The organism is Paenibacillus tianmuensis (genome assembly GCF_900100345.1).
In the GTDB taxonomy this organism is placed as follows: domain Bacteria; phylum Bacillota; class Bacilli; order Paenibacillales; family NBRC-103111; genus Paenibacillus_G; species Paenibacillus_G tianmuensis.
In genome coordinates, this window is the sequence record NZ_FMTT01000043.1 from 29,344 (window position 1) to 53,286 (window position 23,943).

Annotated in this window: 25 protein-coding genes and 2 pseudogenes; 6 read left to right on the forward strand and 21 right to left on the reverse strand. The window is 46.2% G+C overall.

Annotated features, from left to right (window positions below; all coding sequences use genetic code 11):
* Positions 1-6 precede the first annotated feature (6 nt).
* The 5 genes from BLO51_RS22345 to BLO51_RS30490 form a co-directional block, all read right to left on the reverse strand.
* Positions 7-1,302 (reverse strand): dihydrolipoamide acetyltransferase family protein, encoded by a 1,296-nt coding sequence (locus tag BLO51_RS22345; RefSeq protein ID WP_090675353.1) that lies wholly within the window; start codon positions 1,300-1,302, stop codon positions 7-9.
* Positions 1,303-1,320: 18 nt separating this feature from the next.
* Positions 1,321-2,304 (reverse strand): alpha-ketoacid dehydrogenase subunit beta, encoded by a 984-nt coding sequence (locus BLO51_RS22350; protein WP_090675354.1) that lies wholly within the window; start codon positions 2,302-2,304, stop codon positions 1,321-1,323.
* A gap of 12 nt (positions 2,305-2,316) precedes the next feature.
* Positions 2,317-3,330, reverse strand: coding sequence for a thiamine pyrophosphate-dependent dehydrogenase E1 component subunit alpha (locus tag BLO51_RS22355; protein WP_090675356.1), 1,014 nt, complete (start codon positions 3,328-3,330; stop codon positions 2,317-2,319).
* Between the two features lie 202 nt (positions 3,331-3,532).
* Positions 3,533-4,870 carry a hypothetical protein gene (locus BLO51_RS22360; RefSeq protein WP_090675357.1) on the reverse strand — a complete coding sequence of 446 codons (1,338 nt, stop codon included), beginning with the start codon at positions 4,868-4,870 and terminating at the stop codon, positions 3,533-3,535.
* A 179-nt stretch (positions 4,871-5,049) separates the two neighbouring features.
* The gene (locus BLO51_RS30490; RefSeq protein ID WP_245719774.1) at positions 5,050-5,367 is read right to left on the reverse strand and encodes a hypothetical protein; all 318 of its coding nucleotides are present in this window, start codon (positions 5,365-5,367) and stop codon (positions 5,050-5,052) included.
* On the opposite strand from BLO51_RS30490, the gene BLO51_RS22365 reads away from it, so the two are divergent.
* Complete coding sequence (locus BLO51_RS22365) at positions 5,323-7,326, forward strand: ATP-binding cassette domain-containing protein (protein ID WP_245719775.1); 2,004 nt, start codon at positions 5,323-5,325, stop codon at positions 7,324-7,326. The two genes, BLO51_RS30490 and BLO51_RS22365, sit on opposite strands and share 45 nt — an antisense overlap.
* Positions 7,327-7,408: 82 nt before the next feature.
* Here the strand turns inward: BLO51_RS22365 and BLO51_RS22370 are convergent, their stop codons facing one another.
* The 13 genes from BLO51_RS22370 to BLO51_RS22425 all read right to left on the reverse strand — a co-directional run bounded on the left by BLO51_RS22370 (position 7,409) and on the right by BLO51_RS22425 (position 18,440).
* The gene (locus BLO51_RS22370; RefSeq protein ID WP_090675388.1) at positions 7,409-8,131 is read right to left on the reverse strand and encodes an SDR family NAD(P)-dependent oxidoreductase; all 723 of its coding nucleotides are present in this window, start codon (positions 8,129-8,131) and stop codon (positions 7,409-7,411) included.
* A 109-nt stretch (positions 8,132-8,240) separates the two neighbouring features.
* Complete coding sequence (locus BLO51_RS22375; RefSeq protein ID WP_090675361.1) at positions 8,241-9,182, reverse strand: ABC transporter permease; 942 nt, start codon at positions 9,180-9,182, stop codon at positions 8,241-8,243.
* The gene (locus BLO51_RS22380) at positions 9,182-10,258 is read right to left on the reverse strand and encodes an ABC transporter permease (RefSeq protein WP_090675363.1); all 1,077 of its coding nucleotides are present in this window, start codon (positions 10,256-10,258) and stop codon (positions 9,182-9,184) included. Before BLO51_RS22380 ends, BLO51_RS22375 begins: the two co-directional genes overlap by 1 nt.
* Positions 10,255-11,781 carry an ABC transporter ATP-binding protein gene (locus BLO51_RS22385; RefSeq protein WP_090675364.1) on the reverse strand — a complete coding sequence of 509 codons (1,527 nt, stop codon included), beginning with the start codon at positions 11,779-11,781 and terminating at the stop codon, positions 10,255-10,257. The genes BLO51_RS22380 and BLO51_RS22385 overlap by 4 nt, the downstream gene beginning before the upstream one ends.
* A gap of 109 nt (positions 11,782-11,890) precedes the next feature.
* Positions 11,891-12,967 carry a BMP family lipoprotein gene (locus BLO51_RS22390; RefSeq protein WP_090675366.1) on the reverse strand — a complete coding sequence of 359 codons (1,077 nt, stop codon included), beginning with the start codon at positions 12,965-12,967 and terminating at the stop codon, positions 11,891-11,893.
* A 77-nt stretch (positions 12,968-13,044) separates the two neighbouring features.
* Positions 13,045-13,911 carry a carbohydrate kinase family protein gene (locus tag BLO51_RS22395; RefSeq protein WP_090675368.1) on the reverse strand — a complete coding sequence of 289 codons (867 nt, stop codon included), beginning with the start codon at positions 13,909-13,911 and terminating at the stop codon, positions 13,045-13,047.
* Positions 13,908-14,810: a pseudouridine-5'-phosphate glycosidase gene (locus BLO51_RS22400; protein ID WP_090675369.1), complete on the reverse strand. Its 903-nt coding sequence runs from the start codon at positions 14,808-14,810 to the stop codon at positions 13,908-13,910. The genes BLO51_RS22395 and BLO51_RS22400 overlap by 4 nt, the downstream gene beginning before the upstream one ends.
* A gap of 134 nt (positions 14,811-14,944) precedes the next feature.
* The gene (locus tag BLO51_RS22405) at positions 14,945-15,952 is read right to left on the reverse strand and encodes a LacI family DNA-binding transcriptional regulator (RefSeq protein WP_090675371.1); all 1,008 of its coding nucleotides are present in this window, start codon (positions 15,950-15,952) and stop codon (positions 14,945-14,947) included.
* A gap of 186 nt (positions 15,953-16,138) precedes the next feature.
* Positions 16,139-16,390, reverse strand: coding sequence for an MBL fold metallo-hydrolase (locus BLO51_RS30495; protein WP_245719776.1), 252 nt, complete (start codon positions 16,388-16,390; stop codon positions 16,139-16,141).
* A gap of 28 nt (positions 16,391-16,418) precedes the next feature.
* Positions 16,419-16,826, reverse strand: coding sequence for an MBL fold metallo-hydrolase (locus BLO51_RS30500; protein WP_245719777.1), 408 nt, complete (start codon positions 16,824-16,826; stop codon positions 16,419-16,421).
* Complete coding sequence (locus tag BLO51_RS22415) at positions 16,817-17,206, reverse strand: cytidine deaminase family protein (protein WP_090675373.1); 390 nt, start codon at positions 17,204-17,206, stop codon at positions 16,817-16,819. Before BLO51_RS22415 ends, BLO51_RS30500 begins: the two co-directional genes overlap by 10 nt.
* A gap of 4 nt (positions 17,207-17,210) precedes the next feature.
* The gene (locus tag BLO51_RS22420) at positions 17,211-17,780 is read right to left on the reverse strand and encodes a TetR family transcriptional regulator (RefSeq protein WP_090675374.1); all 570 of its coding nucleotides are present in this window, start codon (positions 17,778-17,780) and stop codon (positions 17,211-17,213) included.
* 177 nt (positions 17,781-17,957) lie between these two features.
* Positions 17,958-18,440 carry a tetratricopeptide repeat protein gene (locus tag BLO51_RS22425; RefSeq protein ID WP_090675376.1) on the reverse strand — a complete coding sequence of 161 codons (483 nt, stop codon included), beginning with the start codon at positions 18,438-18,440 and terminating at the stop codon, positions 17,958-17,960.
* Between the two features lie 382 nt (positions 18,441-18,822).
* Here BLO51_RS22425 and BLO51_RS22430 point away from each other — a divergent pair.
* Positions 18,823-19,137 (forward strand): annotated as a pseudogene (locus tag BLO51_RS22430) (IS110 family transposase); the annotation flags it as partial.
* Between the two features lie 456 nt (positions 19,138-19,593).
* Here the strand turns inward: BLO51_RS22430 and BLO51_RS22440 are convergent.
* On the reverse strand, positions 19,594-20,043 hold the full coding sequence (locus BLO51_RS22440) for a MarR family winged helix-turn-helix transcriptional regulator (RefSeq protein ID WP_090675379.1): 450 nt from the start codon (positions 20,041-20,043) through the stop codon (positions 19,594-19,596).
* Between the two features lie 168 nt (positions 20,044-20,211).
* On the opposite strand from BLO51_RS22440, the gene BLO51_RS22445 reads away from it, so the two are divergent.
* Genes BLO51_RS22445 through arsC form a run of 3 tightly spaced genes read left to right on the forward strand, consistent with a single transcriptional unit; the run spans position 20,212 to position 22,055 of the window.
* A complete protein-coding gene (locus BLO51_RS22445) occupies positions 20,212-20,535 on the forward strand; it encodes an ArsR/SmtB family transcription factor (RefSeq protein ID WP_090675390.1) in 324 nt (107 codons plus the stop codon).
* Between the two features lie 15 nt (positions 20,536-20,550).
* On the forward strand, positions 20,551-21,606 hold the full coding sequence (arsB, locus tag BLO51_RS22450) for an ACR3 family arsenite efflux transporter (RefSeq protein WP_090675381.1): 1,056 nt from the start codon (positions 20,551-20,553) through the stop codon (positions 21,604-21,606).
* Positions 21,607-21,626: 20 nt separating this feature from the next.
* Positions 21,627-22,055 (forward strand): arsenate reductase (thioredoxin), encoded by a 429-nt coding sequence (gene arsC, locus BLO51_RS22455; protein ID WP_090675382.1) that lies wholly within the window; start codon positions 21,627-21,629, stop codon positions 22,053-22,055.
* A 121-nt stretch (positions 22,056-22,176) separates the two neighbouring features.
* On the opposite strand, the gene BLO51_RS22460 is transcribed toward arsC, so the two are convergent.
* Together BLO51_RS22460 and BLO51_RS22465 are read right to left on the reverse strand one after the other, a co-directional pair.
* On the reverse strand, positions 22,177-22,710 hold the full coding sequence (locus BLO51_RS22460) for a DUF4274 domain-containing protein (RefSeq protein WP_090675384.1): 534 nt from the start codon (positions 22,708-22,710) through the stop codon (positions 22,177-22,179).
* Positions 22,711-22,831: 121 nt separating this feature from the next.
* Positions 22,832-23,248 carry a hypothetical protein gene (locus BLO51_RS22465; protein WP_090675385.1) on the reverse strand — a complete coding sequence of 139 codons (417 nt, stop codon included), beginning with the start codon at positions 23,246-23,248 and terminating at the stop codon, positions 22,832-22,834.
* 471 nt (positions 23,249-23,719) lie between these two features.
* Here BLO51_RS22465 and BLO51_RS29880 point away from each other — a divergent pair.
* Positions 23,720-23,943, forward strand: a pseudogene (locus BLO51_RS29880) (IS4 family transposase); the annotation flags it as partial.

The window sequence follows — 23,943 nt, forward strand, 5'->3', positions numbered from 1 at the left end:
GAATCGTTAATAGAGTCCGGTGTCCGTGCCGTAATCTTCAATCTTTTGCTTGACGCTCTGCAAGAAGCGGCCGCACACAAGACCGTCCAAAACCCGGTGATCCAAGGAAAGACAGATGTTCATCCTATCGCGGACGGCTATCATGTTATCGATGACGACCGGACGTTTTACGATGGCTTCAACACTTAAAATGGCCACTTGCGGAGGATTGACGATTGGGGCTGAAAGAACAGAGCCGAAAGAACCCGTATTATTCACGGTAAACGTTCCGCCGGTGATATCCTCTATCCCTAATCTGCCCTCCCTCGTCTTCTTGACCAATTCATCTATGGCTTTGGCAAGACCGTAAATGCTTTTTTGGTCTGCATCCTTAATGACAGGAACGAACAACGATTGATCGGTAGCAACGGCAATCGAGAGATGAACCGCTTTGTTAACGATAATGTGATCATCTGCCCACTGCGAATTTAAGATGGGGAATTCCTTCAAAGCTTCGACAACCGACTTGATAAAGAATGGCAAATAAGTTAATTGGATGCCTTCTTTTTTCTTAAACTCCTCTTTGATCTGGCTTCGATGACGTACCAGATTGGTGACATCGCATTCAATCGTAAGCCAGGCGTGGGGAATCTCCTGCTTGCTTTTTACCATTCGTGCGGCAATCGTTCTGCGGATGGCGGTAACCGGGATCGTCTCGTCGGCTTGAGTTAACGGAGAATGGACGGCAGGCAGGTCATCGACCGAAACGGATGGCTTCGGAATTTCGCGGGCCGGTTCTACTATCGGTTGGGACGGCTTCGACGGAGGTTCTGCGATTGGAGCGGAGGCGGCTGCGGCTGCGGCCTGCCTCTTTCCTTGCAAAATCTCCAAAATGTCTTTTCTGGTGATGCGTCCGGCAACGCCCGATCCTTCCATACGGGAAAGATCCAGATTGTTTTCTTGCGCCAGTTTGAGCACGGCCGGCGAATAGCGTGGGTTCATGGCTGCTTGCGTTGTCACATTATCGGCTTGCTGATCTTGAGCAGCGGCCGACGTCCGAGATTCAACCTGAGCGATCGCTTGATCTTCCACCGCAATACGGCAAATCAAAGTTCCTACCGCTACCGTCTCGCCTTCTTGAACGATAATTTCGGATACCGTACCGCTAAACGTAGAAGGAACCTCCGCATTCACTTTATCTGTAATCACTTCGCATACGGGGTCGTATTTTTTAATTTTATCTCCGATGTTGACGAGCCACTTGGAAATCGTTCCTTCCGTTACACTTTCCCCTAACTGGGGCATAACGATTTTCTCAGCCATACTCTCCTCCCAGTCGGATCAAAATTGGGCCAATTCTTTCATGGCCTGGTATACTTTATCCGGATTGAGCATGAAGAATTTCTCCATTGGATTACTATACGGCATGGCGGGGACGTCCGGACCGCAAAGGCGCCCAATCGGGGCATCCAATTCAAAAAGGCATTCCTCTGCGAGCACCGCTGCGACTTCCGCCCCCACGCCTCCCTCTTTGTTGTCTTCATGAATAATTAGCACTTTACCGGTTTTACGGGCAGCCTCTACAATCGATTCCTTATCCAGAGGATAGAGGGTACGCAAATCGAGAACGTGAGCGCTGTAGCCTTCTCGGTCAAGCCTTTCTGCCGCCTCCAACGCAAAATGCAAGGTAAGTCCGTAAGAAATAACCGTGAAGTCTTCGCCTTGCCGCTTAATATCCGCCTTCCCGATGGGAACGATGTACTCCGAGTCCGGCACTTCTCCTTTGATCGAGCGGTAACATCGCTTATGTTCAAAGAAAAGCACAGGATCTTCATCGCGGATGGCTGCTATGAGCAGTCCTTTGGCATCATACGGCGTGGAAGGCGTGACCACTTTTAAACCGGGAATGTTGCAGAACATAGCTTCGACGCTTTGCGAATGATAGAGGGCGCCGTGAACTCCTCCTCCATAAGGAGCACGAATGACCACGGGACAGGTCCAATCTCCGTTCGAGCGGTATCTCATTTTGGCGGCTTCATTCACAATTTGGTTGACGGCAGGCATGATATACTCGGCAAACTGAATTTCGGCTACAGGCCTCAACCCATAAGCGGCTGCCCCAACCGATACACCTGCAATGGCCGCTTCCGATAGCGGCGTATCGATAACCCGCTGTTCGCCAAATTCCTCGTGGAAACCCTGTGTAACCCGAAACACACCCCCGCGTACCCCAACGTCTTCCCCTAATACAAATACCCTTTCATCTCGCTGCATTTCCTCTCGAAGCGCTTGGGACACGGCATCGAGATACGAAATCACGGCCATTTCTCATTCCCCCTATTCTGCATAAACGTGCTTCAGGGCATCTTCCGGAGCCGAATCCGGGGCATTCTCCGCATATTCCGTGGCCTCATCGACTTCCATAAGCATCCGGTCATGAATTTCCTTCTCTTTGGCTTCATCCAATATCCCCAAATCTTTGAGATAATGACTGAAGGATAAGAGCGGGTCCTTCTTCCGGGCTTCTTCCACTTCTTCGCGGGAACGGTAGGTACGATCATCGTCGTCGCTTGAATGAGGAACTAAACGATAGACGACCGCCTCGATAAGCGTCGGTCCTTCCCCTCTTTTGGCCCGATCGACCGCCTCTTTCGTGACCTTATACACTTCCAAGGGATCATTGCCATCCACACTGATGCCGGAAAACCCATAACCGATTGCCCGATCCGCGATACTTTCACAAGCCACCTGCTTGGAAAGAGGGACAGAGATGGCATACTTGTTATTCTCGCAGAAGAAAATGACGGGAAGCTTGTGCACTCCCGCAAAGTTCGCCGCTTCGTGAAACTCCCCTTGATTGCTGGACCCTTCCCCAAAAGCCGTTAATACGATAAGGTTTTTCCTCTCAATTTTACCAGATAAAGCGATTCCAACAGCATGCGGCACTTGACTCGTTACGACGCTGGACCCCGAAAGAATGTTCAGTCTTTTGCTCCCGAAATGCCCCGGCATTTGGCGTCCGCCGCTGTTCGGATCTCCCGCCTTGGCAAAAGCGGAAAGCATCAATTCCTTTGCCGTCATTCCGAAAACAATGACCATTCCCATGTCCCGATAATACGGACAAAGAAAATCTTTCGTCGGTTCCAACGCATAAGCCGCTCCTACCTGTGCTGCTTCATGACCTTGGCAAGAAACGAGGAAAGGGATCTTTCCCGCACGATTTAGAAGCCACATCCGTTCATCTACTTTTCGCGCCAAAACCATATTCTGATACATTTCAAGAACCTGTTGATCCGACAAACCTAGGGCTTGGTGCCGGTCCTTGACTTGACCATTTCCGGTTTTATTCATAATCGTATCCCTCCGACAATTGTGCCGCTTCAGACTGCGGTTTCCTTAATTTTACATCCCATCCCTCCCATCGTGAAATATATATTGTGCATAGAAACTATGCAAAAAAAATATAGCGGGAGGCCTGCACGCTTGTGCATAGGCCTCCCCGATTTGTTCCATTGCTCTCTGTGCCTATATTCCAAAACTTTCTGGCGGATGCTTAATCACTCGTAAATTTGGCCAAAAGAACGTCATAATTGCCGTTGGCGCTGTCCTTTTGGAACGAACCCGTAACGATATATCCTCCGTCATTGGTCGTTGCCACGCGCTTGCCTATCTCGCCTGTGTTGCCAAAATCATACATATTCGACCACATTGCATTTCCCGCGTTGTTGATTTTCATCAGCACCAAATCTTCTTTACCCACTTGCGGACTCGTCAGCCCGGTCACGATATAATTGCCGTCCTTGGCCGCTTTGACATCATTGGCAAAATCGCCATTCGTTGAATGAAACTGGTTCGTCCACAGCTTGGCCCCCGAAGTGCTGACCTTGGTTACAAAGATGTTATACCCCTGAGAACTGTTCGGTTGATCGAAGTTGTTGATGGCCCCTGCGGCCACATAGCCGCTGCTCGTTGCGGCAACACCTTGCAGCATGGCATATCTGTCCAGAGTAGAATCGAATTCCGTCCCTCCGGAGCCGGATACTTTTACCATCAGCCCGTACATCACTTGCTCCGTCCCTCCTGGAATGGTTCGCTTGATGGTTTTATATCCGACGGCCACATAGCCGCCGTCCGGCGTGACGCTTACGCCGTAAAAGCGGTCTTCCAGATTCTCTTGACCGTATGTCCGGCTCCATTGAACATTACCGCTGGCATCCACCTTCAGCATGAAAGCATCCGTCGTATGCTGGCTGTCTCCCTTGGCGCCGACAATGATGTAACCGCCGTCATGCCCGATTTCCATCGCTTTAGCCTCTTCTTGGCCTGGCCCGCCATATGTTTTTGCCCATTGGATCGCTCCGTTGGCATCGGTCTTCGCCAAGTAGATATCTTTAGAACCGCTCGCATTGCTCGTCCCGGCGATGATATACCCGCCGTCGCTCGTTTGCCGAACCTCGACACCCTTTTCTTCTGCGGCCCCGCCCAGCGTATATGCCCATTGAAGCGTCAGGGATGCGTCCGTCTTGGCAAACAGGATATCCTCGTTTCCTTTAGCCATGGTAGAGCCTGTGAACACATAGCCGCCGTCGCTTGTCTGCACGACGGATTCGCCGAAATCGCGCTGCGAGAAGTTGAACGTAGTGCCCTTCTGGAGCGCTGGAGGAATAAGGCCTGCTAATGGCTGAAGTGTAGAAAGCGAATTTTTCCCATCTGTGTTTTCGTTTTCGCTGAGTAAATTCGTGACCTTGACCTCTTCGTTTTTGACAGGCACCTGACTTGAGGCTTGAAGAATATCCGTTGTCGTAAGGCTGGGTTCTTGGGCAACAGCAACTTGAGCGGAAAGCAGCAGCGCAGCAGCCAAAGAAGAAAGTAAAGGAATCGATTTTTTCATAAGTGCCTCCTTTTTTCTTGTAAATATTATATTTGAGTATATTTAACATATTATCATATTTTTTGATATTGATATAGCGAATATATTACAATAAAGTTAACTTTTTTTCCCTCTTTTCTTAACGGCTGTTCCTTGGTAATAATATTTAGGAGAGCAATCCATAAGAAATCGGATAAGGATCAAAAATACGAGTAGAGGAAGGTATTATGACCCAAGAATATATAGAAATCCGCGGCGCCCGGGAAAATAACCTTAAAGATGTAGCTTTGCGCATTCCCAAGCGCAAAATCACCATTTTTACCGGCGTATCCGGTTCCGGCAAATCGTCGATCGTTTTCGATACCATCGCCGCCGAATCCCAGCGTCTGCTGAACGAAAACTTCAGTACGTTCGTCCGCAACTTTCTGCCGCGTCTTCCACAGCCGGATGCAGACGCGATCGAAAATCTTAGCATGGCGGTTATCGTCGACCAGAAACGCTTGGGTGGCGGCGCTCATTCGACCGTAGGCACGATTACCGATATTGCGCCTATACTGCGGCTGTTGTACTCACGTGTAGGTCAGCCTTATGCCGGTAAAGCCAATGCCTTTTCTTTCAACGACCAGCAAGGCATGTGCCCGGAATGCAACGGCGTGGGCCGCAAGCTTGGAGTTGACTTAGCGAGAGCATTGGATAGATCCAAATCGCTTAAAGAAGGCGCTATCTTACTTCCGGATTATGGCGTGGACAGTTGGGATTGGAACCTTATTACCCAGTCAGGTTTGTTTGATATCGACAAAAAGCTTGCCGATTATACCGAGGCAGAAATGGCACAGCTTCTGTACGGCAAACCGCATAAGGTTGAAATGCAAGTTGGAGGGAAATCTGTAAATTTTACTTTAGAGGGAATCATTGAGAAGTTCAGCGGCAAGTATATCAAGCGAGATATCAAAACGAGGCCAGAGCGCACTCAGAAAATGGTGGAGCCGTTCATAACCAATGGCTCCTGCCACCTTTGCCGCGGCGCTCGTCTCAGCCAAGCGGCTCTCAACTGTAAAATCAACGGCAACCATATTGCCGAACTGTCTTCCATGGAGGTAGGTCGGCTGATTGAGGTTATCAAGGAAATAAAAGATCCGATAGCGGCGCCTATGGTGAAAGCATTAACGGAAAGACTGCAGCACCTGGTTAATATTGGACTGGAATATCTCAGCCTCGACCGCGAAACCGACACGTTATCCGGCGGAGAATCACAGCGCGTCAAAATGGTCAAACACCTGAGCGGCAGTCTCGTGGATGTGGTATACATTTTTGACGAGCCGAGCGTTGGTTTGCATCCCCGCGATGTACACCGGCTCAATGAATTGCTGCAAAAACTGCGCGATAAAGGCAATACGGTCCTTGTCGTCGAACACGACCCCGATGTGATTCAAGTAGCCGATCATATCGTCGATGTCGGTCCTTTGGCCGGCAGCCGCGGCGGCACCATTGTTTACGAAGGCAGCTTTTCCGGCCTGCTGCTGGCCGATACGCTGACGGGCAATCATATGAAACAGGCGATGCCGCTGAAGGATCATTTTCGTCCGGCCACGGGCAAACTATCCGTCGTGGACGCCAGCCTGCACAACTTGAACCATGTTAGCGTCGATATTCCAACGGGTGTATTAACCGTCGTGACAGGCGTAGCCGGTTCCGGCAAAAGCACCTTGATCCACGAGGTGTTTTTGCAGCAGCATCCCGATGCGATCGTGATCGACCAGTCGGCTGTCGGTGTCTCTACCCGTTCGAATCCGGCCACTTACACGGGCATCATGGACGATGTGCGCAAGGCCTTTGCCTCAGCCAACAAGGTGAATGCCGGTTTGTTCAGCTTTAATTCCAAGGGCGCCTGTGAAAACTGCCAAGGCCTTGGTGTTGTTTATACCGACGTGGCATTTTTGGACAGCGTTAAAACAACCTGCGAAATATGCGGCGGCAAACGTTTCAAAGAGGAGGTACTGGCCTACAAGCTGGGCGATAAATCAATCGCCGATGTGCTGGAGATGACCGTTGAACAAGCTCTCGCTTTCTTTGATATCAAAGAAGTTGTGCGCAGGCTGCAAGCCATGAGTGACGTGGGACTGGATTATCTGACACTCGGCCAGCCGCTCAGCACCCTATCGGGCGGTGAGCTCCAACGCATCAAGCTGGCCAGCGAGCTGCATAAAAAGGGAAGTATTTACGTCATGGACGAGCCGACGACCGGACTGCACATGTCGGATATCGCCCATCTGCTGGCTATCATGAATCGTCTTGTAGATGCGGGAAATTCGGTCATTGTGATCGAACATAACCTCGATGTCATCAGAAACGCCGATTGGATCATAGATATGGGTCCCGAAGGCGGCAGCAATGGCGGTAAAGTCATCTTCGAAGGCACTCCAAAACAGCTTTTAAGCGCAAAGCATTCCCTTACAAGCAAGTATTTGAGCAGGTGATGGTTCACACAAAAACAGATCACTCATGGCATCTATTGCCCATCAAGTGATCTGTTTTTACATATATCGTCATGCTCTACAATCATGCATTAAAGTCGGTTATGGCAGGAATATTTATTTCCTTTACACATGAAACAGGCGATAAATGAATAACGCATTGGACAATGGCTACAATGTCTTGTACAGGAATACGTGTACCTTGATACAACGCAATTGCCTTTTCTGCACCTTCTTCATAAGGTACTTCTGCCGCAAGCTCTCCCGGATTAATGCACGTTACAGAAATCTTATCTTGTCTCAGATGCTCGCGCAAAGCATTTGTAATCCCGCGTATGCCAAATTTAGATGTGACAAACGAAACTTGCGCATTACCCGTATGATCCAAGCCTGCTGTTGAACCAATTAAAATGATTTTTCCGTGTTTCGCCTGTCTTAAATTAGGCAAAAGCGCCTGAATATATGTAATCGTGGAAGTTAAATTAATATTAATTAAGTTCGAAATATCTCCAACTTCATCCTGATCAAACGTATAGTCATCTTCAAAACCACGCTTTTCCCATACTCCGACATTATAAATGAATACATCGATAGCAACGTCTTTTAAAGTTTCTTTTAAAGAAGGAATTTGCTGTTGACTGGATAAATCAATTTGGAGCCAATTGCGATTTACGCCATCATGGATATCTAAACTGCTTGGTCGTGTGCGCGACACCACCCATACGGTATCTCCCTTGGCGGGTAAGCCTTTTACAAATGCATCGCCTAGCCCCTGGCTTGCTCCAAAAATAATAAAGTTCTTACTCATCCTATCACCCTTTCTATAATAACTATACTTTTTAAGTATAATTGTTTCAAAAGTGAGCGTCAAACAGGCCCATGCGAAGTGGCATGGGCCTCTCATAGTCGGCAATGATTCACCGGCTTCCTTTGATGTAAGGATTTCCTACCGCTTTTGGACCTTCGGCGCGACCGACAAATCCAGCCAGCACTATCAAAGTGAGAACGTAAGGAAGCATCTGGATAAACGCGGTTGGAACATAATTGGAATAGCCAAGCACCTGCGCGGAACTGTTGATGGCTTGCGCCAAGCCGAAGAACAGAGCGGCCAGCATAGCTCCGACCGGGTGCCACTTGCCAAAAATAACGGCGGCCAGCGCGATAAAGCCTTGACCTGAAATCGTACTGTAAGAAAAATTGCTCGTTGTCGTCAAGCTGATGACGGCTCCGCCCAAACCGGCCAGGCCGCCGCTGATCATAACCCCGAGGTAACGCATAACGGAAACGCGAATGCCAAGCGTATCCGCTGCGGCAGGATGTTCCCCGACTGCCCGCAGCCTTAAGCCGAACGGCGTTTTGTACATAACGTACCAAGAGAGAAGCACAATCCCGATCGCCAAATAAGAAGTCGGATACGCGATAAAGAACATTTTGCCGAGATACGGAATTTGACTTAATCCCGGTACTTCCCATTTCTGAATCAAGTTTTTGATCGTAGACGTTTGGGCGGCTCCATCGAACATTTGCTTCGTCAGAAAGATCGATAAACCGATCGCCAAAAAATTAATCGCTACGCCGCTAACGACCTGATTGGCATGATACGTCACGGATGCGACCGCATGCAGCAGCGAGAATAAGGTGCCCGCTAAGACGGCGGCAACGATTCCCAATAAAGGCGAGCCTGTCAGCAATGTGGTGACGGTACCCGAGAAAGCGCCGATAACCATCAAGCCTTCCAATCCGATATTCACGACGCCCGAGCGTTCGGAATAGACGCCTCCCAAAGCGGTCAAAATCAGAGGGGTCGAATAGACGACGGCGTTGTGGATAATAATTGAGGCATTATTCATCAGGTCCATTACCGTTTTCCCCCTTTCCGTATCGTCAACCACTTCTTGCATCGGCTTACGAAACTCGATACAAGCAAGCTTGACGCAATAAAGAAAATAATGAGCGCAATAATAATTCGGATCACTTCGTAAGGGACATCGGCGGCCATTTGCATATTTTGCGCTCCGAACGTCAATCCGCCAAATAGAATCGCTCCCAAAATCACACCGATGGACGTGTTGGCGCCGATTAAGGCGACAGCGATGCCGTCATACCCGAATCCCGGAAAACTGCTCGAAAGGGTCATGTAACCGTATACCCCCAAGCCTTCCGACGCTCCGCCAATGCCTGCCAGCGCTCCGCTGATCATCATCGACATCATGACGTTCTTGTTCACGTTCATGCCTGCATACTCCGCGCCGGAACGATTCAAGCCGACGGTGCGAAGCTCGAACCCTTTTTTCGTTTTCCACAGCAGCACATAAATGACGATCGCGGCCAAGAGCGCCACGACAATGCCAAGATGAATGCGAGACCCGCCGAATAACTCGCTTAACCAAGCGGAGGAAAGTGAAGCCGTATCGCGAATCGTTTCCGACCGTTCGGCCTGCGCCTTAAAGTAAGTCCGAATCAAATGATTGACGAGGATGAGACCGATCCAATTCATCATAATCGTCGTGACGACTTCGTGAACGCCGCGCCGTGCTTTCAAGTAACCCGGCACCAACCCCCACAATCCCCCGGCGACAGCCGCAGCCAGGATGGCGAGGGGCATGTGCAAATACCACGGCAATGGGAATAGTATCCCTACCGAAACCGCGGCCAACTGACCAACCATAAACTGCCCTTCCGCCCCGATATTGAACAATCCCGTCCGAAACGCAAAAGCGACTGCCAATCCGGTGAAAATAAGCGGCGTGATTTGCCGCACGGTTTCCCCAAATAAATAAGGGGTACCGAAAATGCCTTCGAAAAACGCGGCGTAGGCGCTTATCGGATTGTATCCGCCGAGAAGCATAATGACAGCGCCGCAAAGCAAAGCGAGCAATACCGATAGGAGCGATATGCCGATAGTTCCTCTGTTCACCCGATCGAACCACTTCATTCCCGTTCACCGCGCTTCCCTCTTTGGCCGGACATAAGCAGGCCTAATTCCTGTTCGGTCGTATTTTTCGGATCCACGATTCCTACTATCTCTCCTTCGAACAACACGGCAATCCGGTCGGACAAATTCATAATTTCATCCAGCTCAAAGGAAACGAGCAGCACGGCTTTCCCCATGTCCCGCTGCTCCACAAGCTGGCGATGGATGAACTCGATCGCGCCGACATCCACCCCGCGGGTAGGTTGCGCTGCAATCAATAGCTTCGGATCGCTGACGATCTCCCGGGCGATGATCGCCTTCTGTTGATTTCCACCGGAAAGAGCGCGGGTTGTCGTTTGTACACTTGGCGTGCGGATATCGTATTTATCAACTAAACGCTCAGCATGAGCATAAATTTCATCGTAATCGAGAAAACCGCGCTTATTGTACGGCGCTTTGTAATAGCTGTTCAGAACGATATTTTCCGCGACGGTAAAATCAAGGACAAGCCCTCTATGCTGACGATCTTCGGGGATATGCGCCACCCCTTTCCCGGCCACTTCGCGAGTGCGCATATTCGCTATGCTCTGTCCATGCAATACAATTTCCCCCGACAACGTTCGGCGCAATCCTGTAATCACTTCGATCAACTCCGATTGCCCGTTGCCGTCCACCCCGGCTATACCGACAATTTCGCCGCCATATACGTCTAACGTCAATTTATTCAAGGCGCGAAGGCCTCGATTGTCGTTCGCTTCCACATTTTTCAGTTGCAACACAAGCTCTTTGGTTTGCTGCTCGCTTTTGGCTATCGATAACGATACTTCCCGTCCGACCATTTTGGCCGCCAGTTCGTGCTCTGTCGTTTGTTTCACCTCTACCGAATCGATCACTTTCCCGCGACGAATAATGGTTACGGTATCGGCAATGGACATAATCTCTTTCAATTTGTGCGTGATCAGGACGATGGATTTGCCTTCCTTGACGAGATTGCGCATGATATTCAACAATTCATGAATTTCTTGAGGGGTTAGAACGGCGGTCGGCTCGTCGAAAATAATGATTTCCGCGCCTCTATAAAGCGTTTTCAAAATCTCGACGCGCTGCTGCATGCCAACGGATATATCCCGTATTCGTCTGTCCAGCTGTACTTTAAGGCCATACTTGGCGGAAAGCTGCTCCAGCTCTTTTTTCGCTTTCGAATAATCGACATTTATGCCTTTGCGCGGCTCCGAGCCGAGAATAATATTTTCAAGCACCGAAAATTTCTCGACCAGCATAAAATGCTGATGAACCATGCCAATGCCAAGCTCGTTCGCCACCGTGGGATTTGTAATGTTGACCCGGTTTTCGTTAATTAAAATTTCGCCTTCATCGGCTTCGTAGAGCCCGAACAAAATGTTCATCAGGGTCGATTTCCCCGCGCCGTTTTCTCCCAACAAGGCATGGATTTCGCCTTTTTGCACTTTGAACGAGATGTTATCGTTGGCAATAGTGCCGGGAAAACGTTTCGTAATATTTCTCATTTCTACGGCAATGGCCATCCGTATCACTCCCGAGTTTGCATCTGCGTTGTTAACTGATATGGAGGGGGCAGCGGCTGATCGACCAACCTAACGCCCCCTCGGCGACATCGCCTACGCAAATGAATAGTTAAGGCTTAAACTTCTCGAACTCTTCCTTTGTCCGCGGTACGGTTATTTTGCCGTCAATAATTTGCTGCCGGTATTCCATGGCCTTATTTAATATATCTTTGGGAACATTGACATCGGATGTCGAGGCAATTCCCACGCCGTCATCCTTTAAGCCGAATTCGACTTCCTTGCCGCCGTTAAATTGACCTTTGATGAATTGTTCGCAAACTTGAAAAATAGCGTTGTCCACCCGTTTGGTCATCGACGTTAATACGGCTTTCGTGCCGAACGTTTGGGACTGGTCTTTATCCACACCGATCGCCCATACGTTCTGGCCGTTGTTTTTGCGCTCGTTCGCCTCGTTGAACAGCCCGTCTCCGGTGCCGCCGGATGCGTGGAAAATAATATCCGCGCCTTTGTCATACATGGTAGCGGCCGTTTGTTTGCCTAAATCCGGCGCCGAGAAGGAGTTCGTATAGACGCTGGTGATTTCCGCTTTGGGATTGACTGACTTCACTCCCGCCTTAAAACCGTTTTCAAAACGGTTGATGACAGCGAAATCGACCCCTCCGATAAAGCCGACCTTGTTGGTTTTGGTCATTAATCCGGCAATGACGCCGACGAGGAAGCTGCCTTGCTCCTCGCGGAACGTTATGGCCGTAACGTTGTCGGGAATTTTACCGCCGAGGTTGGAATCGATAATCGCAAAAAGCGATTTCGGATTCGCCTGCGCCACCTTCTTCACTGTATCCTCCAGCGGAAAGCCGATGCCGAATTTTAAATCCCAGCCTTGCTGAACGAATTGGTTCATGTTCGTTTCATAATCGGCGTTCGACTTGCTTTCCAAATATTTGACCTTGACTTTGTCTTCATTTTTCGTTTGCAAACGCTGCAGCCCGTTCCAGGCGCCTTCATTAAAGGAGTTGTCGTTGACTCCGCTAACGTCGGTAACCATGCCGATTCGCTTGGTCGATTGTTCCGTTTTCTGGGAGGATGATCCGGAAGCAGATGGAGAAGGATTCCCTTTCGCGCCGCAACCGGAAAGTATAACGCTTCCAAAAACCATTACCGCCAGTAATCCAGCCATTTTTTTCATAAAAACACTTCCTTTGTGTAGTAAAGTTAGCGTCTGCAAAACAGCGTCATCATCATTCGTTTCGTTGCGTCTAGTCGTCAGAAAGGGCGTGCGCCGATTCTCGTGACGACTTGGGAAGATATCTCGATTGCTCTTTCCACCGATTTCCTCATGTCCTTCGTTGTCGCATACGTTGCCAGGAAGCTCCCGATAAATGAATCTCCGGCTCCTGTCACATCTACCGCCGTTACCTTCGGTGCAGGCAGCTTCACACATACGTCATTCTCATAAAATATACAACCGTCCGCCCCCAGCTTGAGAACCGGACACGGCACAAGCTCTTGAAGAGCCGCCAAAATACGATACGGATCTGTTTCTCCTGTCAGCAGCACGCCCTCTTCGTAATTGGGAATGAGAAACGTAACGCCATCCAGAAACCGCAGGAAATCGTCTTTGCAAACCCGTAAAAAATGGGTTGAGCTTGGGTCGAGCGCTACCGGAATCCCCTTGGAAATCGCCGTTTTCTTGGCCGCGACGATAGCCTTGCGGGTCATTTCTTCAAAGAAGCTGTATCCGGATAAATATAAAATGTCGCTTTCTTCCACGCCGTGAATGTCGCTCTCGCATAAATTCAGGTTTGCGCCCCGGTCGGGGATCATCGAACGCTCTCCGGTCTCCTGATCGACCAAAATGACGATTTTGCCAGTTTGGGCACTCGGGTCCACCGAAACCGCGCAAGAGATTCCTTGCTTCTTCGCTTGATCGAGGAGATAGATCCCGAAGGGATCATCTCCTACCTTTCCGATCAGTCGGCTTGCAACGCCTTCATGCGCAATCCATGCAGCTACGTTATTGGCTTGTCCGCCAGGGCAAATGTTGATGGAACCGTCCGTGTCCGTAGCAAAGTTCGTTGCGCCTTTGCTCACGATAATATCTGCTAGCAAATCTCCAATGACGGTAATCATAGGCTAAAATAGGCGGATGCAATCTTAGCTGCTGTTTTGGCATTATTTTTCATGAGGGCAATATTGGAAGACAAGCTCTTGCCGCCTGACGATTCTTTAATTTTGGAAAGCAGGAACGGTGTTACCTCTTTGCCGTTAATGCCTGAGCGTCCCGCTTCTTCAAGCGCGGCGGCAATCGTATTCTCGACTAATGCCGGGTCCAGCTCCGCTTCTACAGGAATCGGCACGCATACGGAAACCGATCCTTTCACGTTCAATTGCTCCTTCACTTTCAGCAGATCAATCAGCTGCTGCATCTCGATTTTTTCGACCGAATACCCGGAATCACGCACATAGAACCCAGGATAGCGGTCTGTTTCGAAACCGTAAACGGCAACGCCAATCGTTTCCAAATACTCAATCGTTTTCTGAATATCGAGAATGGATTTGACCCCTGCGCTAACGATGCAAGTATTCAAGTTTGCCATCGTTGTCAAATCGGCGGATATATCGAATGTTTCATTAACTCCGCGATGAACTCCGCCCAAACCGCCAGTAGCAAAAAATTTAATGCCGGCCAACTCTGCCGCATAGGCCGTTGTCGCTACCGTTGTGGCGCCGACAAGATTGCCGGAAATCACTTTAGGCAAATCGCGGAAACTGGCTTTAAAAACATTTTTGTCCGTTCCCAAGCGCTCGATCTCTTCTTTGGACAGCCCGACGCAAATTTTTCCGTCCAGAATGGCAATCGTAGCCGGAACAGCTCCGTTCTCACGGATCAGCTGTTCAACCTCAAGCGCCATGTTCACGTTGGACGGGTAAGGCATGCCATGAGAAATAATTGTCGATTCGAGAGCCACAATCGGTTTATTTTCCGCCAAAGCTGTTCTAACCTCTTCGTTAATTTTCAAAAAACTCATGTCAATTCCTCCTAAAGTGTGTTTTTTATAGATAAGCACTATAAATGAGTTCATTTATAATGCTTATTTAGCTTTGTCATCCAAACAATTGCCATCGTTGGCAAAAAAGTAGGAGAAGAGGCAAGACTTCAACCTCAACTCTTCATTGACTCCCTCTCTACGATGGAAGGGCTAATCAGCATCCGTTTGGCTAAGGTCTTGCTGCTATGAATCTGGTCTACCAGTATATCGAGCGCCAGTTCCGAAATCTCTTGCTTGGGCTGCCCAATCGTAGTCAAAGCGGGAAACAGAAATTCTCCCATCCTGAGGTTATCGATTCCGATCACACCGATATCCTTCCCTACCTTCAACCCCTGCTCCACAATCGCCCGATACACGCCTAACGCGCGTTCGTCTCCGGAGATGAAAATCGCTTTTCTTTTCCGGTCGGCCAGCAGCTTTGCAGTTTCGCGATATGCTGATTCCAAATCGGTAAGCCCGAAAATGATCGGGTGCTGGAGATGGTGCTCCTCGCAAAACTGCTGAAATCCTTTGGCCCTCTCCTGATTCGTGACGGATTTTTCGCTGCCCAGCAGGAACGCAAAGTTCTTCCAGCCTTGATCATAGATGTACTTTGCGCCTAAGTAGCCGGCATACTTGTTATCCAGATCAACATAAGAAGTCTCGAAGTTGCTTTTATCTTTGCCGATAATGACAAATGGAATCGCTTTCTCTTTTAAGTAAGTGATCCGTTTATCGCCAATGTTCGGATCGAAAATAACGGCGCCATCGCACAATCCGTGCTTCACAAGGTAAAAGCCGTCGTTTTCATCCTCTTCGAAACTGTCGGGCGAGGAGGCGGAGATCACCATCCGGTACCCTCTTGATTTCATCGAACGATGCAATTCATGAAGAATTTCATTGTGGAAGGCTCCCCAATACATGCCTTGCCGGCGATCGATGAAAATGACGATTTGATTCGTCTTCATCTCCTTCAAGCTTCTTGCAACCATGTTCACTTTGAACCCGAGTTCGTCAATAATGGCTTGAACTTTGGCGCGAGTCTCCTTCTTTACGTTCGGGTCATCATTAATGACACGCGATACGGTGCGGATTGAAATACCGCTTCTTTCGGCAACGTCTTTGATCGTAACTCTGTTCATCTCTCTCTACTCCACCCCGAATTGCCATCGTTGGCAAATCTTTAATCTGATGATAACGCTTTTATGGCGAGCCGTCAATACCATCCTGAATTATTTTTTTTTGCCTTCTTAAAAGAAAGAGCCGACAACTGTGATTTCACTCACGGTTATCGGCTCTGCGTTCTATCTTCATGGGTTTGTGCCATTCTACAAGGTGTTTAAGTAATGCAACAAATCCGATTTTGTCAAAGGATCTGTATGGCCTAAAATGCAGTATTGACAATCGATACTTTCAATTACATTTATCAATGCTTTTAGTTTGTTTTTATCCATATATCCATCATTAAAGAAATCCTCGCTTGTAGAATCTCCCAAAAACAAGATTTTTTCTTCAGGAATATGGATATGCACGGTGTCTTCCGAGTGGGGAGATTCTACATGAAAAACCCTTGCCGTCATTCCACCGAGATTAAGAGTAAGTTCTTCTTCAAAATTGAATATCCGATAGAACGACAATCATGCTTTTATTATCTACATATTCTTTGGCGAGGCGTTCATCGTCTCTTTTCAGAAATTGTATGTATTCACGGTCTAACAGTTTTGCTCTTTCGTTATTCAAAAACTCGTTCGTTTTATGGTGAGCAATGGACAATCCGTGAATATGGTGCATTCCAAACGTATGATCCCAATGCCAATGAGTGATGACTGTAAAATCTGGCTTTTTTAGTCCCTCAACTTCTAAGGATTTGTAAAATTCATCAACATGGTCTGCTGAATTTCCTGCGTCAACGGCAAGTATAATTTTTTCGCCTTTTAGGTAGGCTAGCAGAGGACGGTCTGTTTCAGGCTGATGTGGATAATAAAATACCCTATCGCTTATTTTTTTCAGTTCCATTGGTTGTCCCACCTTTCCGGTAATAAATCTTGAAGCAACACTTCTTTCATTTCAGGCAATACAATTTGAGTTTGTATATTTCGGTCATCAATCTGTGCAATAAATTCTCTGCACTTTCCACATGGTGGGAATATACTCCCATCTTCAAACACAGCGATGATCCTCTTAATTGCAGTTTCATTGTTCTTTACCATTTCAGCAATAGCTGACTGTTCGGCGCATAAACCAATAGAGCAAGGCAAGTCAATACATATCCCCGAAAAAATGTTACCGTTATGGGTTTCCAATGCGCACGCAACATGGCCTGCGGTTCCAAAACGTCTTAATTTTTTGTGGTGAATCATGCTGCAAGCAATTTGATATAGTTCTTGTTTATCCATCTTCTTATCCTTTCTTGATACCATATAATAAAAGTTCGGTAGTCTGTTTCACAAATTCTTTATGCGTCATTTTTGCAGAGTCATTAACAAGAAGGCTGTGCAGTAGAGGGTTTAAGGCAGAAAGAATTTGGTGACTTAAAAAGTCTGCCGAGAAGTTTTGTTTTATAATTCCCTCATTTATTCCTAAGATTAGAACATTGTTAAATTCTTGTATGACTTCATTTTGAATTAGCTCCATGTCTTTTTGATTCTTTTCTTGAAAGAGAACAGCCATATCGGAAAAGCTCAACAGTAAAAATTGATGATAGTCACTTTCTAATGCTTCCTGAATAACTTTTCGGAATTTTTCATCAAATGAGGTATCCTCCTTAGCTATTCCTCTTAGGCTATCTCGCAGCTTTTGAAACTTCGGGTATATAAGTGCAAAAAGCAAATCTTCTTTTGACGGATAATGATTATAAATTGTGCCTTTGGCAATCTCTAACTCATCAGATATATCACTCATTTTGAAATGATGATAACCCTTTTGTTTAATAAGTTTTTCGGCTGTTTCAATGATAGTTCGGTTTCTAATCTGATATTTTTTTCTTTAGACATATTTTCAACCTCATAAATGACTTATTAGTCAAAAATGACTTTGAGGTCATTACATCGAAATCTTATTTTGGAGTCAATGGGAGCCCATCAGTATTTCGCAGCTTTCCAGAAAGAACAATAAGCTATTCTGGACAGCCCTGTTTCATAGCTCGCCTTAGTCCCATGTCTGATCCAACTTATCCGAATAAAATAATATTGCCTTCTTATAGGTTTGAATGCCCTTATCATTACTTGTTTCTGCTATTTGCTTTAACAAGATTTCCATGGATTCACTGTACGCCTTCTGATTGAATCGAACCATGGCATAAAAAACTTGAAATTCTCTTCGGTTTGGGAATTCTTCGATTGCTTCTTCAAGAATTAATTTGGCATCATCATACATGCCTAAAGTTCGATAAGTACTTCCTAATCCTAAGTATGCGCCTTGTCTTTCCTCATCTGATAATCCTAGTTCTAACGATTTCTTATAATAAGGTAGTGCTTCCCTTTCTAATTCCATAACGTCATGAATCCATGCGCATTGATACCAAACGGATGGATTCATTGGTTCTTTATTTAGTAATTCAAGTAATAAACATCTAGCCTCTTCTAATTGGCCTGATTCTCTTAATTGAATCGCTTTTTCTAGTTCTTTCATGTTATCATTCCTTTTTTTGCGAACTTCACAACATTTATCAAAGCTGGGAGGTGAAGAAATGCACTACCCCCACAAAATAAGTACGAATACTGCTATCAACAAAATTTTCGCCATTAGTTTCATTGGAACAGTTCCTTCGGGTGTATTCATTTATATATTATACCAAATTAAGGTGTATAAGATTACAGTGAGTTTTGTATAAGTAAGTTGATCTTCATATTCAAATTCAAAAAAGAGCCATTCCTGTAATGAAGTAAATTGAGCTTTGAACAAAAAAAGCGCCTCTTGTATACTGGAGAACGTTCCAACCAAAGAACAAATCCCATATATGAAAGAGGCACTCAACATGAAGTATAAGCTTAAACAGAAGTAGAATCAACGAATTACACGAATTACCGAAACGACGTTGGTCGTGGGTGCAGACATCGCAAAGAAGATCCACATAGCTCGTGCGGTAGATTTTCGCGGTATCGAGCTTGGGAAGGAATGTACGTTCCACAATGATGCAGAAGGGCCGACGAAACTAGCAGCGTGGATGAAGGATCTTGGGCAACGACATGCGAAAACGGAAATCATCTTCGGCATCGAGCCCACTGGACACTACTGGTTCCCGTTAGCGGCGTTTCTGAAGGAGCAAGGCATCAAAATTGTCGTCGTAAACCCGCACCACGTCAGCAAAAGCAAAGAGCTTGAGGACATGTGATCGCGACCGCAAACCGAATCGAATTACGCTTTTCTTCCGGATTCGTCACGCCGGTCGAGCAACACGCGCCTGCCTCAAAGATTTCAATTTTTTTCATCGCTGTATCTCCCTCGATTCATAGATATTTGGTAAATTACAAGTATAAACGAAGAACTGTTCAACCTTCGTATGTTACACAGAGCGAAGATGGCGTAATACTTGTTTGACAATAAACTTCGCGTCCGGCCCCCCCCTTAATGTCGTAGAAGCAAAGGAACTTTGCCCCTCCAGCCCCACATAATATAGCCCTGGAACGTGGCTGACGCCCGCTCGATGCCTGGGCCTTCACCTACTTTTTGTTTCACGAAGCAAGACCTGCCTGTCCCCCTCCAATGACAATCGTATCAAGTACCTCGTCCATACCAACATCCTCCGAATTATTTGCAATTTACAAGTATATGAGAAAAGAAATCACCCGATTGGGGTGGAACAGCATAGGCTGGATTTCGACATCGCTTCATTCAAGAGCTTAATGGAGCGAATGACCGTTTCTTTTTCAAAATCGTTCATATGAGAGAAAACTTCATCTAAATAAGCGTTCATTTGCTGGTCAATCATCGTGGCCACGTACTTACCTTCTGTCGTGAGCGAAAGCACATACACCCTGCGGTCGTCCGGATCGGGCGATTTTTGGACCAAATTGATTTTAATTAACGATTGGATTTGTCGACTAAAGGTCGTAATATCGGTCCCTAACGCCTCGGCTACCTTCTGAATGGACGGTTGATGCTGACGATCGATCTCGTAAAGAATGTGGCTTTGTACTAAAGATATATCGCAGCCACCGGCGGAGCAGCAATTTTTATTGAGAAATCCAAAACGGCGTGTCATGATTTGAAATAGTTCGCGAACATTTTCCACAGTGTTTCACCTCATAAACCAGTTATACAACAAATATTTGCAATATGCAAGTATTAAATTGCCTATGTTGCAAAAAGACTGGGCATGAAAATTTCCGTATTGACTTTTTATCGTATGTAAATAACAATATAGTTATATGGTTTTTAACGTGGGGTGATAATAATGACAATGGAATTTGAAAAGTTAGCGGATATTCTGAAAGCTCTTGCCGATCCGACAAGGCTGAAAATCCTTTCTTTGCTCCGTACTCGCGATTGCTGCGTGTGCGAACTGGTTCCCATTTTTAACATTTCCCAACCAGCCATTTCTAAACATGTAAGCCGTCTGAAAACGGCTGAACTGGTTCGGGAAACGCGAAAGGGACAATGGGTGTTCTATTCAATCAACGAGAAACGATTAGACGAAATTGGGTATGCCTTGTCCAATCTGCCTGATCTATCCGAGGAGCTGCGGAAATTAGAGCAACAAGGACTGACGGTTAGATGCGAGTAAAGGGGGTTACAGCAGGTGAGCAAGCAAGAGAGAAAACGGCTTTCTTTTCTGGACCGCTATTTGACGTTATGGATTTTTGTTGCGATGGCGTTAGGGATTGGCCTCGGTTACGTATTTCCTAACTTTGTCGCCGGTTTGAATGAATTTCAAGTCGGAACCACATCGATACCGATTGCGGTTGGCCTCATTTTAATGATGTATCCGCCGCTGGCGAAGGTACGATACGAAGAAATCGGCCGCGTCTTCCGAAATAGCAAGGTGTTAACCATTTCATTAATTCAAAATTGGCTCATTGGCCCGATCTTAATGTTTTTCTTGGCCATTATTTTTCTCCAAGGCTATCCTGAATACATGGTCGGCCTTATTATGATCGGTTTAGCCCGTTGTATTGCCATGGTTATCGTTTGGAACGATTTGTGCAGAGGGGATGCCGAGTACGCGGCGGGACTCGTTGCTTTTAACTCGATCTTCCAAGTTTTGTTTTACTCCGTCTACACCTATGTCTTTGTTACGATTTTGCCGGGATGGTTTGGTTTGGAAGGCGTCGTTGTTGATATTACGATGGCCGAAGTCGCCAAGAGCGTGTTTATTTATTTAGGGATACCGTTTCTGGCCGGGTTCATTACGCGTTATTCGCTTGTAAAGGCAAAAGGGCGGTCTTGGTACGAAACGGTCTTTATTCCGAAAATCAGTCCCATTACACTGATCGCATTACTGTTTACGATCATCGTCATGTTCTCGCTTAAAGGTGAAACGATTATCCAATTGCCTTTAGATGTCGTGAGGATCGCGATTCCGCTTTTGATTTACTTTGTCGTCATGTTCCTGATTTCGTTTTTCATGGGCAAAAAAGCCGGGGCTGGTTATCCAGTCGCTTCTACACTGGCATTTACCGCCTCGGGGAATAACTTCGAGCTGGCAATCGCCGTTGCCGTTGGGGTGTTTGGCATTCATTCCGGCGCAGCATTTGCGGCTGTCATCGGTCCTCTTGTGGAAGTCCCCGTGATGATTGCCTTAGTCAACGTCGCTCTCCGATTTCAGCGGAAGTATTTTTCAAAGCAATCAGCTTAACATAAACAGGAGGACTCACCATGTCAGATAACAAAAAACTCGTTTATTTCCTTTGTACGGGAAACTCTTGCCGCAGCCAAATGGCGGATGGATGGTTGAAGGCGCTCGGTCGTGATCGCTACGAAGTAAAAAGCGCCGGGTTGGAGGCACATGGGCTGAATCCCCGTGCCGTCCAGGTGATGAAGGAAGCCGATGTGGATATTAGCGGCCATACATCGGATGTCATCGATCCGGTGATTTTGAATCGGGCTGACTATGTGATTACGCTATGTGGCCATGCAGATGAACATTGTCCGGTGATTTCGAATAAAAACGTCGTGAAATGGCATTGGGGCTTCGATGATCCAGCCAAGGCCACCGGCACCGAGGAAGAAATCATGGGCCAATTTCGAGCGGTTCGGGATGCGATTAAGTCGCGTATCGAAAAGTTTCTTGCCAAAGGTCGCTAAAATTGCAGGAAAAGGCGTGCAGCGTTATGGCACGCTTTTTTTGTTTGGCCATCATCAGCTCTGTGAACGATGAACCCAAGTCTAAGGTAACCGGCTAAGAAGAATCGTCAATTGATTTATATTATCTTAATGGTCCATTTAATCGTATAAATTCGTCGTATAAAGCATCTATCTTAACAATAACTTCAAACGGAATACCTTCATCATAATCCTCTGGATATAAATCAATGACCTTCGTTCCAACTGATTTCAACATCAATTCTGGAATAGGACTTTTCACAGGGATTTTCGGATAATCATTTGCGCGTCCTACTTCTGGATGCATTGGATCATACCAAATATCATAGTCTGCATAAAATCCATCTGTATAGCGTTGTTCCAATAATCTCAACATTTTATATGTTTCCTTGTCATATGAAACGATAGCTTCAGCTTCCGAGGCGAATTGGACATACCATGCAGCTCCCATGTACCAGTAAATGGACAAGGCAGTTGCTTTATCTATTTTGGGATTGTTAATTAACCATTCGATCCCTTGACTATTACCATCATAATTTGAAGCTGCTGCATATATATGCCATTCTTCAGGTGTTGCTGTTTCTAAAAATTCTTGAAGTATTTCCCATTCTTTTTGCTCTAATTCTTCATTTGTCATCCTGAATTCCTCCATTTTTCTCGAAGCCAATTGGCTTGGTTTACTTTACAGTATATAAATAATCCTTGCATCATTATACCAATATATTGAATCTTTACAAACTATTCAGCAGGCAGCAGTGTTAGTTTGTATCTTTTAAGTTCCCTATAATCCAGCTAATTATTATTTCTTTTACCTTTTCCAAGTTATGATTATTTAATGTACAAACTATTACCAACTCATTCTGTTTGTGATTGTTGTCCATAGAACTATTATTCCAATAAGAAAATACATTCTCATTCATAGGGTTTTCTTGAATAATCCTTATGACTTTGTCATTCTTTTTAGATTTTGCCGAAAATATAGGATTTCCATCCATCATTTTTTTTCCATTACCGAAGGTAGTTTTATAATAAGGGCTTATCCAATCACGACCATCAATATTCTCTTTGTCTAACAACATAAAAAACATGTCAATCCAATATTTTTCTAAAGCAACATACACCTCTTCATCATCCAAGAAATTATCAAAACAATGAAGACTATTACTACTTTCCATGACAGCCACCTCCAACATCATCGATTATATCAGGTACAAACGATTCTACAGAAAAGGATATTATACCATTTAATGGTAAAAAACATGAACGAGTTTTTTAGTATCATTTTTTTTGTGATAAGTCAACGCCATTTGAATACACAGTGTTAATTCTTCAATTGGTAACTCGCTGTTAACTGAAATTAAGATTGCTCTGTTTTTAGAAAAGTCTAAAGAGTTACCAAATAGTTCTCTCCATTCTTCAACTAAAGTTGTTTGACAATGTACGAAAAGACCTATTTGTGAATCTGAAAAACGATCGATTCGAATAGGTGTACCGTTTTTGGATGAAAAAGTTAATTGTCCCCATTTTAAACTCTCTTGAATAGTTTTATCTCAGGCCTGTTGATTAACCACTAAATGGTAGAAAAAAGATCGCCTTTGCTGTAGAATCGTTTGTACCACCAAGCGATTCGAGAAAGAGGCGATCTCATGAAAAATTGTATCACGATTCCATCCGTTCTTCAATCCATTCTGAGTCTTGAAGAAGTCAAATCAATTGTGCAAATGATAGGTTATGAAGACAAAGCCCGTAAGTTTACGGTATATGACTTGTTGCAATATTGGTGCACGGCTGCCCATCAACAATGGGAGGGTTACCGGGCAGGGGTTGACTGCGCTCATTCCTGCGGCTTAATTCAGGTTCACTATTCTAG